Genomic DNA, 13,617 nt, shown 5'->3' with positions numbered 1-13,617 from the left:
ATGAGCATGATCGTCACGCGCGAGGCCGAGCGCGCGAATCTCGAGCGCATCGGCGAGCGCACCGTCAAGAAGGACGCCGCCGCGCTGCTTTCCGGCAAGCCCCTGTTCACCAACGACCTCGTTCCCGCCGATACGCTGACGGTGAAGATCCTCCACAGCCCGTACGCCTTCGCGCGGATCCGCGATATCGATACCTCGCGGGCCATGAAGGTTCCCGGTGTCGCGGCCGTCTACACCTATCGCGACGTTCCGGACAGGCGCTTCACCCTCGCCGGCCAAAGCTATCCGGAGGCGAGCCCCTACGACCGCCTCATCCTCGACGAGGTCGTCCGCTACGTGGGCGACGAGGTTGCCATCGTCGCCGCCGAGACCGACGACGCGGCCGATCGCGCCCTCAAGCTCATCAAGGTCGACTACGAGGTCATGGAGCCCGTGCTCGACTTCACGCAGGCCAAGGGTAACCCGGTCGTCATCCACACCGAGGATAACTACCACGTCAACGGCGCGTGGATCAACAACGACCGCATGAACAACGTCGTGGCGTCGGGCCTCTCCGAGCATGGCGACCTTGATGCCGCTTTCGCCGAGTGCGATATCGTGGTCGACGAGACCTACCACACGCTCGCCGACGCCCAGGCGATGATGGAGACCTTCCGTTCCTTCGCCGAGATCGACGCCTATGGGCGCATCACCGTGACCAGCTCCACGCAGGTGCCCTTCCATGTGCGCCGCATGGTCGCCGGCGCGCTCGACATCCCGCAGTCCCGCGTGCGCGTGGTCAAGCCGCGCATCGGCGGCGGCTTCGGCGCCAAGCAGAGCGGCTGCAACGAGATCTTCTGCGCCTTCGTGACGTATAAGACCGGACGTCCGAGCAAGATCATCTACACCCGCGAGGAGACGCTCGCCTCGTCCAACTCCCGCCATGAGATGCAGATGCACGTGCGCCTGGGTGCCAAAAACGACGGCACGATCGTCGCGATCGACCTGCACACCCTGTCCAACCAGGGCGCATACGGTGAGCACGGCCCCACGACGGTCGGCCTGTCCGGCCACAAGAGCCTGCCTTTGTACAACCACGCCAAGGCGAGCCGCTTTTCCTTCGACGTCGTGTACACCAACACGATGCCCGCGGGCGCCTATCGCGGCTACGGTGCCACCCAGGGCCTGTTCGCCGTGGAGTCCGCCGTCAACGAGCTGGCCGACCGGCTCGGCATGGATCCCTGCGAGGTTCGCCTTAAGAACCTCGTCACGCCCGGCGAGCGTCTGGCGCAATACGACGACAACGAGCTCTATTCGTGCAACGCCGCCGAATGCCTGCGCCGCGCGATGGATATGATCGGATGGTCCGACAAGCCGCTCGTCCGCGATCTGGGTGATCGCGTGCGCGGATTGGGCGTGGCGCTGTCCATGCAGGGCTCCGCCATCGCCAAGATCGATATCGCCTCGGTCGATCTGCGCGTCGAGGAGACCGGGTTCTACACCCTGTCCATCGGCGCGACCGACATGGGCACCGGCTGCGACACGATCCTGGCGCAGTTCGCCGCCGAGGCGCTGCGCTGCGACACCGACCGCATCGTGGTACACGGCGTCGATACCGACGTGTCACCGTTCGATACCGGTTCGTACGCGAGTGCGAGCACCTATCTGACCGGTATGGCCGTTCTCAAGGCGTCCGAGAAGCTCATCGCCGAGCTGCGCGCCCGCGCCGCCGGCTTCATGGGCGTGAACGTGGACGACGTGCTGTTCGACGGCGAGGAGCTGCTCGCCTACGCGCCCGGAACGCTCGAGGTGCCCGACGATGCCGACCGCCCCGAGTTCTCGGGCATCTACGATGACGTCGAGGCCATCGCGCGCTCCTACCATATGGCCCAGGCGGCGCCCGATGCGGAGCCCATCGCCCGTATGACCTTGACCGAGCTCGCCAACAAGCTCGTCGCGGGGGGCGACGGCGACTGCCTGACCGCGCACGCCGCGGCTAGCTCTCCGACGAGTCCTCCGCCGTTCATGAGCGGCATCGCCGAGGTCGACGTCGACAAGGCGACGGGTAAGGTGACCGTGGTGGATTACGTGAGCGTGGTCGACTGCGGTACGGTCGTCAACGAGAACCTCGCCCGCGTGCAGGCAGAGGGCGGCATCGGGCAGGGTATCGGCATGGCGCTCACCGAGGACGTCCAGTACGACGCGCGCGGTCGCATGCGCACGCGTTCGTTCATGACCTACAAGGTGCCGACGCGTCTCGATATCCCGCGGGTCCGCGTGGAGTTCGCGCCGAGCTACGAGCCGACCGGTCCGTTCGGCGCCAAGTCGATTGGCGAGGTGGTCATCAACACGCCGAGCCCTGCCATCGCGAGCGCCGTCGCGCATGCCACCGGCCACTACATCCGCACGCTTCCCATCACGCCCGAGAAGGCGCTGTTCGGGGAGGATTCCGGCAAGTAGCACCGCGACAAGATGGTGCCCGACAAGATGGTGCCAGGTACAAACTTGTCGGGGCGCCCCGGTCGTAAGCCGCGGGCGACAAGATGGTGCCAGGTACAAACTTGTCGCGAACTTGTTGCGACCGTATGCAGCACGGGGAGCGGACCGCACGTCTTGCGGTCCGCGCCCGACTCATGTGCGCGTCGCGTGAGCCGGAGCATCTTCATGCGCGGGCGGGGCGCATCTGCTATCATGCTTAGACTGTGCGTCGCTATGCGGGCGTGGCGGAATTGGTAGACGCGCTGGATTTAGGTTCCAGTGGGCTTCCCGTGAAGGTTCGAGTCCTTTCGCCCGCACCAACGCGCAAGACGGTCATCAAGGGGCTATCGGCACCCTACCCATGCCGAACCAGGTAAGAGGAGGAACGTTGAACATCACTTCTGACGTGAAGGACGCAAAGCTCACCGCGACGGTCACCATCCCGGCCGCCGACGTCGACGCTGCCATCAAGAAGGCCTATCGCGACGCTGCCAAAAAGTACCGCTTCCCGGGCTTCCGCGCTGGTCATGCTCCCCGTCCCGTCATCGACAACATGCTCGGCGCGGGCGCGGTGCTCGCCCAGGCGACCGAGGACGTCCTGCAGGCCAACGAGCCCAAGGTGCTGAATGAGCTCGACATCGTGCCGGTCAAGAACGCCGACTACAGCGGTGTCGAGAACATGCTCGTCGACCACGAGGACTACGTGTACACCATCGAGTTCGCGCTCCGTCCGAGCTGCGAGCTCATCTCCTACGATCCGGTCGAGATCGAGATGCCGCCCGCGGAGGTCACCGAGGGCGAGATCGACGCCCAGATCGATATGCTCATGGGCTATCACGCCACCTTCGCCGATGTCGACCGTCCGGTCGCCGAGGGCGATTACGTCACCGTCGACATCGAGGACGTCAAGGGCGCCGAGGCGCTGGCCGGCGAGGGCCGCATGATCGTCGCGGGTTCCGGCAGCATCTCCGCGGCCTTCGACGAGGGCCTCATCGGCATGGCCAAGGACGAGTCCAAGGAGATCTCCTGGACCCCCGAGGGCGACGACGCCGAGGAGGTCACCGTCAAGGTCACCGTCAAGGGCATCCGTGAGCGCACCCTGCCCGAGCTTACCGACGAGTTCGCCAAGGAGTCCTTCGGCTTCGACGACATCGCCGCCATGCGCGACGCCGTGAAGATCGAGCTCGACGCCGACAAGTCCTCCAAGCTCCCGGGCATCAAGGAGAACCGCGCCGTCGCCAAGCTCGCCGAGCGTCTCGAGCTCGAGAAGGTCGACGAGGACTACGAGCAGTCCGTGTTCTCCGAGCTCGGCCAGAACTTCCTGCAGAGCCTCGCCGGCCGCGGCATGACGCTCGACACCTGGCTGCAGATGTCCAACATGTCCACCGAGGCGTTCCTGGCCGACCTGCACCGTCAGGCCGACGACGTCGCCCGCGAGTCCCTCGCGCTCGACGCGCTGGCCCGCCAGCTCAACGTCGAGGTCTCCGATGAGGATGTCGACGCCGAGTTCGAGCGCGCCGGCGTCGAGGATCCGGCTGCCTCCAAGGCCGCCTTCATCGCCGAGGGCCGCATGCCCGCCATCCGCGATTCCATCCGTCGTTCCAAGGCCTGCGACTGGCTCGTCGAGACCGCCGTCGTGACCGAGGTTGATGAGTTCGCGAAGGCTGACGCCGAGTAGGTTTACCGCCTCAAGACGGGTATCATACCGGGAGACCGGACCTGAAACGTTACGGTGCATCGATGGTGAGCGCGCGCTGTCCATCGTGCGCCGTAACGCTTTGTATGTAAGAATGCGAAAGGGGAGTGCTCCATGCACCGGATCGATTCCGCGCTCGTGCCGTACGTCATCGAGCAGACGCCGCGCGGCGAGCGCAGCTACGACATCTATTCCCGCCTGCTCAACGACCGCATCATCTTCTTGGGCGAGGAGATCAACTCCGTGACCGCCAACCTCGTGATCGCGCAGCTGCTGCATCTCGAGAGCCAGGATTCCGAGAAGGACATCTCGCTGTACATCAACTCGCCCGGCGGCGAGGTGTACTCGGGTCTTGCCATCCTCGACACCATGAACTTCATCAAGCCCGACGTGTCGACCATCTGCGTGGGCATGGCCGCTTCCATGGCTGCCGTCCTGCTCGCGAGCGGTGCGCGCGGCAAGCGCTTCTGCCTGCCCAACTCGATGGTCATGATCCATCAGCCGAGCGGTGGCGTCCAGGGTCAGCAGACCGAGATCGAGATCGTCGCCCGCGAGATCCAGGAGAACCGCCGCAACCTCAACCAGATCCTGGCCGACGCCACGGGTCAGCCGTTCGAGAAGGTCGAGGCCGACACCGAGCGCGATCACTACATGCGCGCCGCCGATGCGCTGGCCTACGGCCTGGTCGACCGCGTCATCACGTCCCGTTCCGAAGCCGTCAAGGGGAGTGCCGAGTAATGGCTGACAACACGTCGGATCAGATGTACTTCGGGCCCATCCACTGCTCGTTTTGCGGCAAGACCCAAGATCAGGTTCGCAAGCTGGTCAAGGGCCCGAGCAACATCTTCATCTGCGACGAGTGCGTTGCGGCGTGCTCCGACATCCTCGAGGAGTCGCTCGCCCAGGACTTCTTGGAGCAGCACCAGCACATGCCCTTCGACCCGCAGTCGATGATGTACCAGGCTTCCGACCAGCCCGAGCCCGAGCCTGCCGTCGACGAGGCCCATGTCGCCACCAAGCTCATCACGCGCGTTCCGACGCCGCATCAGATCTACGACGAGCTGTCGGCGTACGTCATGGGCCAGGAGGACGCCAAACGCGCGATGTCGGTGGCGGTGTACAACCACTACCGTCGCGTGCTGGAGCGCGAAGCCGACGGCGATCGTGCGCAGGCGGGTACGGCGAACGATCTCGATGACGTCGAGCTCGCCAAGAGCAACATCCTGCTGCTCGGTCCGACCGGTACCGGTAAGACGCTGCTCGCCCAGACGCTCGCGCGCATCCTGGAGGTCCCCTTCGCCATCGCCGACGCCACGGCGCTCACCGAGGCGGGCTATGTGGGCGAGGACGTCGAGAACATCCTGCTCAAGCTCATCAACGCCGCCGACGGCGACGTCGCCCGCGCGCAGATCGGCATCATCTACGTCGACGAGATCGACAAGATCGCGCGCAAGGCCGAGAACCTCTCGATCACCCGCGACGTGTCCGGCGAGGGCGTGCAGCAGGCGCTGCTCAAGATCCTCGAGGGCACCGTGGCGAGCGTGCCGCCCACAGGCGGGCGCAAGCACCCGCAGCAGGAGCTCATCCAGATCGACACGACGAACATCCTGTTCATCTGTGGCGGCGCCTTCGTGGGGCTCGACAAGATCATCTCCGACCGCGTGGGCAACAAGGGTGTGGGCTTCAACTCCGAGATCGCCGGTCCCACGAGCGCCGACGAGAACGATCTGCTCAAGCAGGTGCTCCCGCAGGACCTGAACGCCTTCGGCATGATCCCCGAGTTCATCGGTCGCACGCCGGTGATCACGCAGACCAACGCGCTGACCGAGGACGACCTCGTCTCGATCCTCACCGAGCCCAAGAACGCCATCGTGCGTCAGTATCGCAAGATGTTCGAGCTCGAGGGCTGCGATCTGCAATTCGAGGACGAGGCGCTGCACGAGATCGCCAAGATGGCCCTCGCGCGCAAGACCGGTGCGCGCGGCCTGCGCAGCATCTGCGAGGATCTGCTGCAGCAGACGATGTTCGACTTGCCGAGCGAGCAGGGCGTGACGCGCGTCGTGGTGACCGCCGCCTCCGTGCGCGGCGAGGAGCAGCCCCGCCGCGTTTTCGACGTCGACCTCGACTGATTCACTTGATCCGTCTTGGGACGGTGTCGTTTTACGTCATTTCGGCACAAGGCCGCTGCGGACCCATCCGCAGCGGCCTTGTGCGTTTGGGGATATCCCGATGATCGACTCGTGTCCTTCCGACGGGCTCTTACGCTTTCCGGCACCAGCTGCCGTCGTTTCCGGTCGTTTCCCGCGCATCGCGGATATCGGCGGCGACTGCTTTCCTGATCACCCAATACAGCGCGAACAGCATGATCCCGTACGCGATGATCATGGCGAGTATGTCCATGGCCGTTCCTTTCGTGGGAAAAAAGGGACTGTCCCTATTTTCCCACCGGAACATGGGACGGGCACTTATTTCCCACGGGCGGCATGTGCACGGTCGGTTAATCTTGCCTGCTCGCACGGCGCACCCATGCATTCGTGGTAACCTCATCTCTTGTGTATCGCAACAGAAAGGGAATTTCGCATGGAAGAGATGCCCAAGACATACGATCCGGCCGAAAACGAGCCGAAGATCCTGCAGAAGTGGCTCGACGGCGGCTATTACCAGCGCCGTCCGGGCGTGGGCGACTGCACCGTCACCATCCCGCCTCCCAATGTGACCGGCAAGCTGCACATGGGACATGCGCTCGACGATTCCATCCAGGATGCCATCGTGCGCCAGGCGCGCATGCGCGGCCGCTCGACCCAGTGGATCTTGGGCACCGACCATGCCGGCATCGCCACCCAGACCAAGGTCGACAAGAAGCTCAAGGAGGAGGGCAAGAACCGCCTCGAGATGGGTCGCGAAGCCTTCCTGGAGGCCTGCTGGGACTGGACGCACGAGTACGGCGGCACCATCAAGGAGCAGATCAAGCGCATGGGCTGTTCGGTCGACTTCGAGCACGAGCGCTTCACCATGGACGCCGATTACGCCGAGGCGGTCCGCAAGGTCTTCTGCGATTGGTATCATGACGGCCTCATCTACCGCGGTAAGCGTATCGTCAACTGGTGCCCGTCCTGCACGACGGCCATCTCCGACGACGAGGCGGAGTACAAGGAGGAATCCGGTCACCTGTGGCACCTGCGCTACCCGCTGACCGAGCCGGTGAACGGCCAGGACTACATCGTCGTCGCCACCACGCGTCCCGAGACCATGCTCGGCGACACCGGCGTTGCCGTCTCTCCGAAGGATCCCGAGAAGGCCGCCTTCGTGGGCAAGACCGTGATGCTGCCCATCGTTGACCGCGAGATTCCGATCTTCGAGGACTGGCATGTCGACGCGGGCTTCGGCTCGGGCTTCGTCAAGGTCACACCCGCGCACGACCCCAACGACTACGCGATGGGTCAGGCGCACGACCTGCCGCAGATCAACATCTTCGACGAGCACGCCGTCGTGGTCGAGGGCTACGGCGAGTTCTCGGGCATGACCCGCGACGAGTGCCGCGCGGCCGTCGTCGCGTGGTTCGAGGAGCACGGCCTGCTCGACCACATCGAGGAGCACGACCACTCCGTCATGCATTGCTACCGCTGCGACACCACGCTCGAGCCGTGGCTGTCCGAGCAGTGGTTCGTCGCGGTCGACAAGCTCAAGCAGCCCGCTATCGACGCCGTCGAGTCCGGTCGCGTGCGCTTCAACGCCGATCGCTGGAAGCAGAGCTATCTCACGTGGATGGAGAACCTGAAGGACTGGTGCATCTCCCGCCAGCTGTGGTGGGGCCACCGCATCCCCGTGTTCTACTGCGAGGACTGCGGCTGGGAGGACGCACTCATGGAGGACGCCGACGTGTGCCCGAAGTGCGGCGGTCACCACGTGCATCAGGACGAGAACGTGCTCGATACCTGGTTCTCCAGCCAGCTGTGGACCTTCGCGACGCAGGGTTGGCCGCAGAATCCCAAGGCGCTTGAGGGCCATCATCCCACCACGGCGCTCGTCACCGCGCGCGACATCATCGCGCTGTGGGTCGCCCGTATGATCATGAGCTCCGAGTACTTCCTGGGCGAGGAGCCGTTCCGTGACGTCGTCATCTATCCCACGATCCTCGCCAAGGACGGCAGCCGTATGTCCAAGTCCAAGGGCAACGGCGTCGATCCCATGGACCTCATGGACAAGTACGGCGCCGACGCCATGCGTTTCAACCTGCTGTCGCTGTTCACCAACAACCAGGACGTCAAGTTCGACGCCGATATCGACAAGAAGACCCATGAATTCTTGGGTAGCCCCCGCACCGAGCAGGCGCGCGCGTTCGTGACCAAGATCTGGAACGCGAGCCGCTTCCTCCTCATGAACATGGAAGGCTACACGCCGGGCGAGCCGGTCGCCGAGACCGCCGCCGACGCGTGGATGTTCAGCCGTCTCGCCAAGATGGTGAAGTCCGTGACCGAGGGTATCGAGGGGTACACGTTCGGCGATGTCGCCCGCGGTATCCAGGCCTTCTTCTGGAACGAGGTCTGCGACTGGTACGTCGAGGTCACCAAGGCCCGCCTGAAGGACGACGGCGCCCGTGCTCAGGCGCAGCGCAACCTCATCTTCGTCCTCGATACGAGCCTGCGCCTCATGCATCCGCTCATGCCGTTCGTTACCGAGGCCATTTGGGACGCCATGCCGGCGAGCTGCCTCGATATGGACGGGGAGCGCGCCGACGCCCTCATGGTCGCCGCGTGGCCCGAGCCCGCCGACTACGAGCGCTGGATCGACGAGCCCGCCGAGCGCGCCTTCGAGCTCACCCGTGCCGTGGTCATCGACGTGCGCTCCACGCGCGCCCGCTACCGTATCAGCCCCAAGGAGGCGCTGCCGGTCGTCGTGTGCGCCCATACCGATGCGGCGGCGCAGGCCATCGACGGCATGAACGGCTTCATCTGCAACCTGGCGAACGTGAGCGAGCTCACGTTCGCCGGTGAGGATGGCTTCGCGAAGCCCGACGCGGCGATCGCGCTTGCCGGCCCCGACTTCGATGCGTACGTGGTCGTGGGCGACCTCGTGGATTTCGCCGCCGAGAAGGCGCGCATCGAGAAGGCCATCGCCAAGAACGAGAAGGAGCTCGCGAGTGCGAACAAGACCCTGTCCAATCAGGGCTTCATCGCCAAGGCGGCGCCTGAGGTCGTGGCCAAGAAGCGCGAGCGCGCCGCCGAGCTCGAGGCCGAGATCGCGGCGCTGACCGCCCAACTCTCCGACTTCGCCTAGTCGGCATCTCCAGGTACCCGATCTCGCCCTTCAATCGTCGGGCATGGCCCTCAAGGCCTATGCCCTCCTCTTTCAGGGCGACCTTGGGCACCTGGGCCAGCCTTGTCGGTCGCTCCGGGCACCGCACCTTGCCGCTTAATCGTCGGGCATGACCGAAGGTCTATGCCCTCCTTCGCGGCAATCTGCGGCACCTGGGCCGGCCGTGGGGTTGGCTCGGCTGTCGCGTTCAGGTCGCGATCCTTCCTCCTTCTGGCTATTTCGAGCACCTGGGCCAGCTCTGTCGGCCGCCCGGGTGACGCGCCTTGTCAGCAACACTCCGGATCACGGGAAACGTAGGAGTTGATCATCCATGCCCAAGCGCTCAGGCGCCTATCGCGTGCCGTTCGCGGTCAGCGAGCTATCCTTCGACGAGGCTGTGGAGCTCGCCGCCGACACCGGCAAGATCTCGGGGGATGCAGGGCCGCTGCTCGAGACGGTCGTCGATATGCTCGACGAGCTCGAGCGCCCCGATGAGCATTACGACTGCCTGCAGGTCGCCGGCACCAACGGCAAGACGTCCACGACGCGATTCGCCGCAGCGATCCTTCGCGGCGAGGGGCTTCGCTGCGCGCTCTACACCTCGCCGCAGCTCGTGCGCTATCCCGAGCGCATGGAGATCGACGGTCGCGTCGTCTCGGATGCGGCGTTCGCCCACGGTGTCTCGGTCGCCGTCGAAGCGGGACGGCGCGTCAACGCTACACGCGCGGCGGCGGGCGACCGCGCCTATACGATCACCCCGTTCGACCTGTTGACCGTCGCGTCACTCGTCATCTTCGCCGAGGCGAAGGTCGACGTCGCCGTACTCGAGGTGGGCATGGGCGGACGTTGGGATGCGACGAGCGCCACCGATCCGGTCGCGGTCGCCATCACGGGGATCGGCCTCGACCATATGCGGATCCTCGGCGATACGCTCGCCGAGATCGCCGCCGAGAAGGCCGCGGTGATCAAGCCGGGCCGTATCGTCGTGCTCGGTGAGGGGACGCACGAGCCGTCGGTTCAATCCGTCATGGACGAACGATGCCGTGCCTGCGACGTCGAGCCGCTCATCGTCGAGCATCGCACCATCGCGGTGCCGCATGCGCTCGGAGCCGATGTCGAGTTCTGCTGTCCTACGGTGCGCGCTACCTATACGGTGCGTATGCCCAAGCCGACGTACCAACCCCAAAACGCCGCCTGCGCGATCATGCTCACGGAGGCCTATCTCGGGCGCACGCTCGATGAAGGTGCCTTGAACGCGAGCTTGACGGCATGCCCGACGCCGGGCCGATTCGATATTGTCCGCACCGAGCCGCTCGTGCTGGTCGACGCCTGTCATAATCCGCAGAGCTGCGAGCAGTTCGTCGCCGCGCTTAACGGCATCGATCCGGACATGTCCCGTCGCCCGACCTTGCTGATCGCGGCGCTTGCCGACAAGGACGTCGCCGGCATCGTGCGTATCCTCGTGCCGGCGTTCCCCCGCATCGTCGTCACCGTGACCGCCTCGGATCGCGCGCTGCCCCAAGATGAGCTCGGAGATCTCGTCGCCGCGGAGCTTGCGCGACAGGGGAGGGGTGCGTCGGATATCGTGGGGTCCTACGGATCGGTTCGCGAGGCGCTCGAAGCCCTGACGCGCGCCTCCATGCCCGTCGTTGCCGCCGGAACGATCACCCTCGCCGGCGAGGTCGCGGGTCTGCTCCGCTAGCGCATCGTCGGCGCGCCACATCGTTCGGAGAACCCCGGTTGTGCACAAAGTATCAAGTTCTACTTTAAGGTGAGACTCTGACCTATACTTATGGACGACTGCTACCGTTGATTGGAGCCGTTCGTATATGACGGATATCGCTTTGAGCAAGGATTCGATGACCCGCGGCGCGCGTTTCGCCATCACCGCGGGCCTTACCGCCGCGCTTGCGCTGGGCAGCGTGTGCGCGCCGTTCGCCTCGAGCGCCTACGCCGCTTCCGCGCAGACCACCGCTGAACTCGCCGCGTTGACCGAGCAGGTCAACCAGGCCGCGCAGCAGCATGCCGAGGCCATGGAGAAGGTCGAGGAGCTCGACGCGCAGATCGACGAGCTCGCCGACGAGGTGCTCCATATCGAGCAGGAGGTCATCCCCGAGAAGCGCGAGCACGCCTCCGATGCCGCCGCCAATCTCTACAAGATGGGGGAGTCGTCCTCCAACATCGTCACGATGCTGCTCAAAGCCGATTCGCTGTCCGACTTCATCACGCAGACCAAGTACCTCACCGCCGTCCAGGACGATAACGTCTACGCGCTCGAGCAGCTCAGCGAGACGCGCGACGACCTGAACGCTAAGCTCGCTAAGATCTCCGAGTCCCGCGACGAGGTCGCGCGCGAGGAGCAGCGCGCCGCCGATGCGCTCGAGCAGGTCTCCGAGGCCCAGGCCGCGCTACAGCAGCGTGCGGCGAGCGAGGATGCCGCCGAGGCCGCTGCCGCGCGCCGTGCCGCCGAGGAGGCCGCTGCGGTCCAAAAGCAGATGGAACAGCAGTCCTCCGGCGATACCTCGGCAAGCGAGGAATCGTCCGTTGCACAGGAATCTTCCGACGACTCCTCGAACGAGCCCTCGACGGACACCTCCCAGGGTTCCTCCGAGTCCCAGGACACCTCGACGTCCACGCCCGATCCCGAGCCCGCCCCCGAACCCGATACCGACACCGATTCGGGCGGTTCCTCGTCGAGCTCCAGCGACGATAGCGGCTGGATGACCGGCGTCGCCTCGCATTACGGCACCGGCGACGGATTCATGGGCGGCATCACGGCGAGTGGCGACATCGTCACCGAGACCTCGATGGGCGTCGCCATGCTCAACGTCCCGCTCGGCACCTACGTCGAGATCCGCTACAACGGCCGCTCCGTCGTCGCCGTCGTCAATGATCGCGGTCCCTACGTGCATGGTCGCGTGATCGACATGCAGCCCGCCGTCGCCCGTGCGCTCGGCTTCCTGTCGGTCGGCGTCGGCACGGTCGAGTACCGTTTCCTTTAACAGATCTCATTCCGCACGCGTCGACGAGGAGGTTCCTTCATGGCGCAGGTCGATGAGGGGCGTATCGGGCGCGTGCTCGATCGCCTTGAGGCGTCCCATCCCGGAGCGCAGGTGCTCGTCACCGATCCGTGGTCGATCTATTACCTGACCGGGTTCTACGCCGAGATGTTCGAGCGGTTCTCCGGTGTGTTGCTCCGCCGTGGCGTGCGACCGGTCGTCTTCGTGAACGCCTTGCACCGCCTCGACCCGTTCGATAATGCCGACGTCGTCGTCTTCGATGACACCGACGACATCTTCGCCATACTCGCCGCCCATATCGACCCTGCGGTTCCGCTCGGCATCGATGCCCAGATGCGCTCCGGCTTTTTGCTGCCGCTGATCGAGCGCGGCGTGGCGGCGTCCTTCTTCCTCGGCTCCGATGCCGTCGCGCGGACCCGTGCGATCAAGGACGCGCGCGAGCAAGATCTCATGCGCCGCTCGAGCCGGATCAACGACCAGGTCATGGCCGATCTCCCGGGGCTGCTCCACGAGGGCGTCACGGAGCACGAGGTCGCCGCGCAGATGCTTTCCCTCTACCGCTCGCACGGTGCCGACGACTTCTCCTTTCCACCCATCGTGAGCTTCGGCGCCAACGCGGCCGACCCGCACCATGAGCCCGATGGCACGAGGCTCGCGGCCGGCCAGGCCGTGCTGTTCGATATCGGCGGTCGTCTCGAAGGGTATTGCTCCGATATGACCCGCACGTTCCTGTGGGGTGAGGCCGATGCCGAGACGCTGCGTATCCACGATGTGGTGCGACGCGCCAACGAGGCGGCCGAGGCCATGATCCGTCCGGGGGTGCGCTTTTGCGACGTCGACCGCTGCGCGCGTTCGATCATCGAGGAGGCTGGCTACGGTCCGTATTTCACGCATCGGCTCGGGCATTCGATCGGCTTGCAGGACCATGAACCGGGAGACGTCTCCGCGATCAACGAGGATCGCATCGAGGTGGGGATGACCTTCTCCATCGAGCCGGGGATCTATCTTCCCGGACGCACCGGCGTGCGCATCGAGGATCTGGTGCTCGTGCGCGAGGACGGCGCGGAGATTCTCAACGTCTACCCGAAGGACGCCCGCCGCATCGACGGGTAGGGGATGGCGGCCTGCGTTCGATACGGCACTTGTATG

General features: G+C 65.2%; 9 protein-coding genes and 1 tRNA gene. 9 read left to right on the top strand and 1 reads right to left on the bottom strand.

Going from position 1 to position 13,617, the window contains the following annotated elements; genetic code table 11:
• The 5 genes from I6E04_RS01375 to clpX all read left to right on the top strand — a co-directional run bounded on the left by I6E04_RS01375 (position 1) and on the right by clpX (position 6,282).
• Positions 1-2,439 carry a xanthine dehydrogenase family protein molybdopterin-binding subunit gene (locus I6E04_RS01375; RefSeq protein ID WP_235421359.1) on the top strand — a complete coding sequence of 813 codons (2,439 nt, stop codon included), beginning with the start codon at positions 1-3 and terminating at the stop codon, positions 2,437-2,439.
• Between the two features lie 254 nt (positions 2,440-2,693).
• A tRNA-Leu gene (locus tag I6E04_RS01370) sits at positions 2,694-2,777 on the top strand.
• 68 nt (positions 2,778-2,845) lie between these two features.
• Positions 2,846-4,135 (top strand): trigger factor, encoded by a 1,290-nt coding sequence (gene tig, locus I6E04_RS01365; RefSeq protein ID WP_235421358.1) that lies wholly within the window; start codon positions 2,846-2,848, stop codon positions 4,133-4,135.
• Positions 4,136-4,267: 132 nt separating this feature from the next.
• A complete protein-coding gene (locus tag I6E04_RS01360) occupies positions 4,268-4,891 on the top strand; it encodes an ATP-dependent Clp protease proteolytic subunit (RefSeq protein ID WP_235421357.1) in 624 nt (207 codons plus the stop codon).
• Positions 4,891-6,282 carry an ATP-dependent Clp protease ATP-binding subunit ClpX gene (gene clpX / locus I6E04_RS01355; protein WP_235421356.1) on the top strand — a complete coding sequence of 464 codons (1,392 nt, stop codon included), beginning with the start codon at positions 4,891-4,893 and terminating at the stop codon, positions 6,280-6,282. Before I6E04_RS01360 ends, clpX begins: the two co-directional genes overlap by 1 nt.
• Positions 6,283-6,412: 130 nt before the next feature.
• On the opposite strand, the gene I6E04_RS01350 is transcribed toward clpX, so the two are convergent.
• Positions 6,413-6,553 (bottom strand): hypothetical protein, encoded by a 141-nt coding sequence (locus tag I6E04_RS01350; protein WP_235421355.1) that lies wholly within the window; start codon positions 6,551-6,553, stop codon positions 6,413-6,415.
• 180 nt (positions 6,554-6,733) lie between these two features.
• On the opposite strand from I6E04_RS01350, the gene I6E04_RS01345 reads away from it, so the two are divergent.
• The 4 genes from I6E04_RS01345 (at position 6,734) to I6E04_RS01330 (ending at position 13,581) form a co-directional block, all read left to right on the top strand.
• A complete protein-coding gene (locus tag I6E04_RS01345; protein ID WP_235421354.1) occupies positions 6,734-9,430 on the top strand; it encodes a valine--tRNA ligase in 2,697 nt (898 codons plus the stop codon).
• Positions 9,431-9,779: 349 nt separating this feature from the next.
• A complete protein-coding gene (locus I6E04_RS01340) occupies positions 9,780-11,150 on the top strand; it encodes a bifunctional folylpolyglutamate synthase/dihydrofolate synthase (protein ID WP_235421353.1) in 1,371 nt (456 codons plus the stop codon).
• A gap of 142 nt (positions 11,151-11,292) precedes the next feature.
• Complete coding sequence (locus tag I6E04_RS01335) at positions 11,293-12,450, top strand: septal ring lytic transglycosylase RlpA family protein (RefSeq protein ID WP_235421352.1); 1,158 nt, start codon at positions 11,293-11,295, stop codon at positions 12,448-12,450.
• A gap of 39 nt (positions 12,451-12,489) precedes the next feature.
• Positions 12,490-13,581 carry a M24 family metallopeptidase gene (locus tag I6E04_RS01330; RefSeq protein ID WP_235421351.1) on the top strand — a complete coding sequence of 364 codons (1,092 nt, stop codon included), beginning with the start codon at positions 12,490-12,492 and terminating at the stop codon, positions 13,579-13,581.
• Positions 13,582-13,617 lie beyond the last annotated feature (36 nt).

Source organism: Collinsella tanakaei, assembly GCF_021531055.1.
Taxonomy (GTDB): domain Bacteria; phylum Actinomycetota; class Coriobacteriia; order Coriobacteriales; family Coriobacteriaceae; genus Collinsella; species Collinsella tanakaei_B.
This window is presented reverse-complemented; position numbering and strand designations above follow the sequence as displayed.

Excerpts from the sequence above, each read along its gene's own strand:
- I6E04_RS01360 (WP_235421357.1), top strand. The coding sequence starts at position 4,268 with ATGCACCGGATCGATTCCGCGCTCGTGCCGTACGTCATCGAGCAGACG.
- I6E04_RS01350 (WP_235421355.1), bottom strand. The coding sequence starts at position 6,553 with ATGGACATACTCGCCATGATCATCGCGTACGGGATCATGCTGTTCGCG.
- I6E04_RS01375 (WP_235421359.1), top strand. The coding sequence starts at position 1 with ATGAGCATGATCGTCACGCGCGAGGCCGAGCGCGCGAATCTCGAGCGC.
- I6E04_RS01330 (WP_235421351.1), top strand. The coding sequence starts at position 12,490 with ATGGCGCAGGTCGATGAGGGGCGTATCGGGCGCGTGCTCGATCGCCTT.
- clpX (WP_235421356.1), top strand. The coding sequence starts at position 4,891 with ATGGCTGACAACACGTCGGATCAGATGTACTTCGGGCCCATCCACTGC.
- I6E04_RS01340 (WP_235421353.1), top strand. The coding sequence starts at position 9,780 with ATGCCCAAGCGCTCAGGCGCCTATCGCGTGCCGTTCGCGGTCAGCGAG.
- I6E04_RS01345 (WP_235421354.1), top strand. The coding sequence starts at position 6,734 with ATGGAAGAGATGCCCAAGACATACGATCCGGCCGAAAACGAGCCGAAG.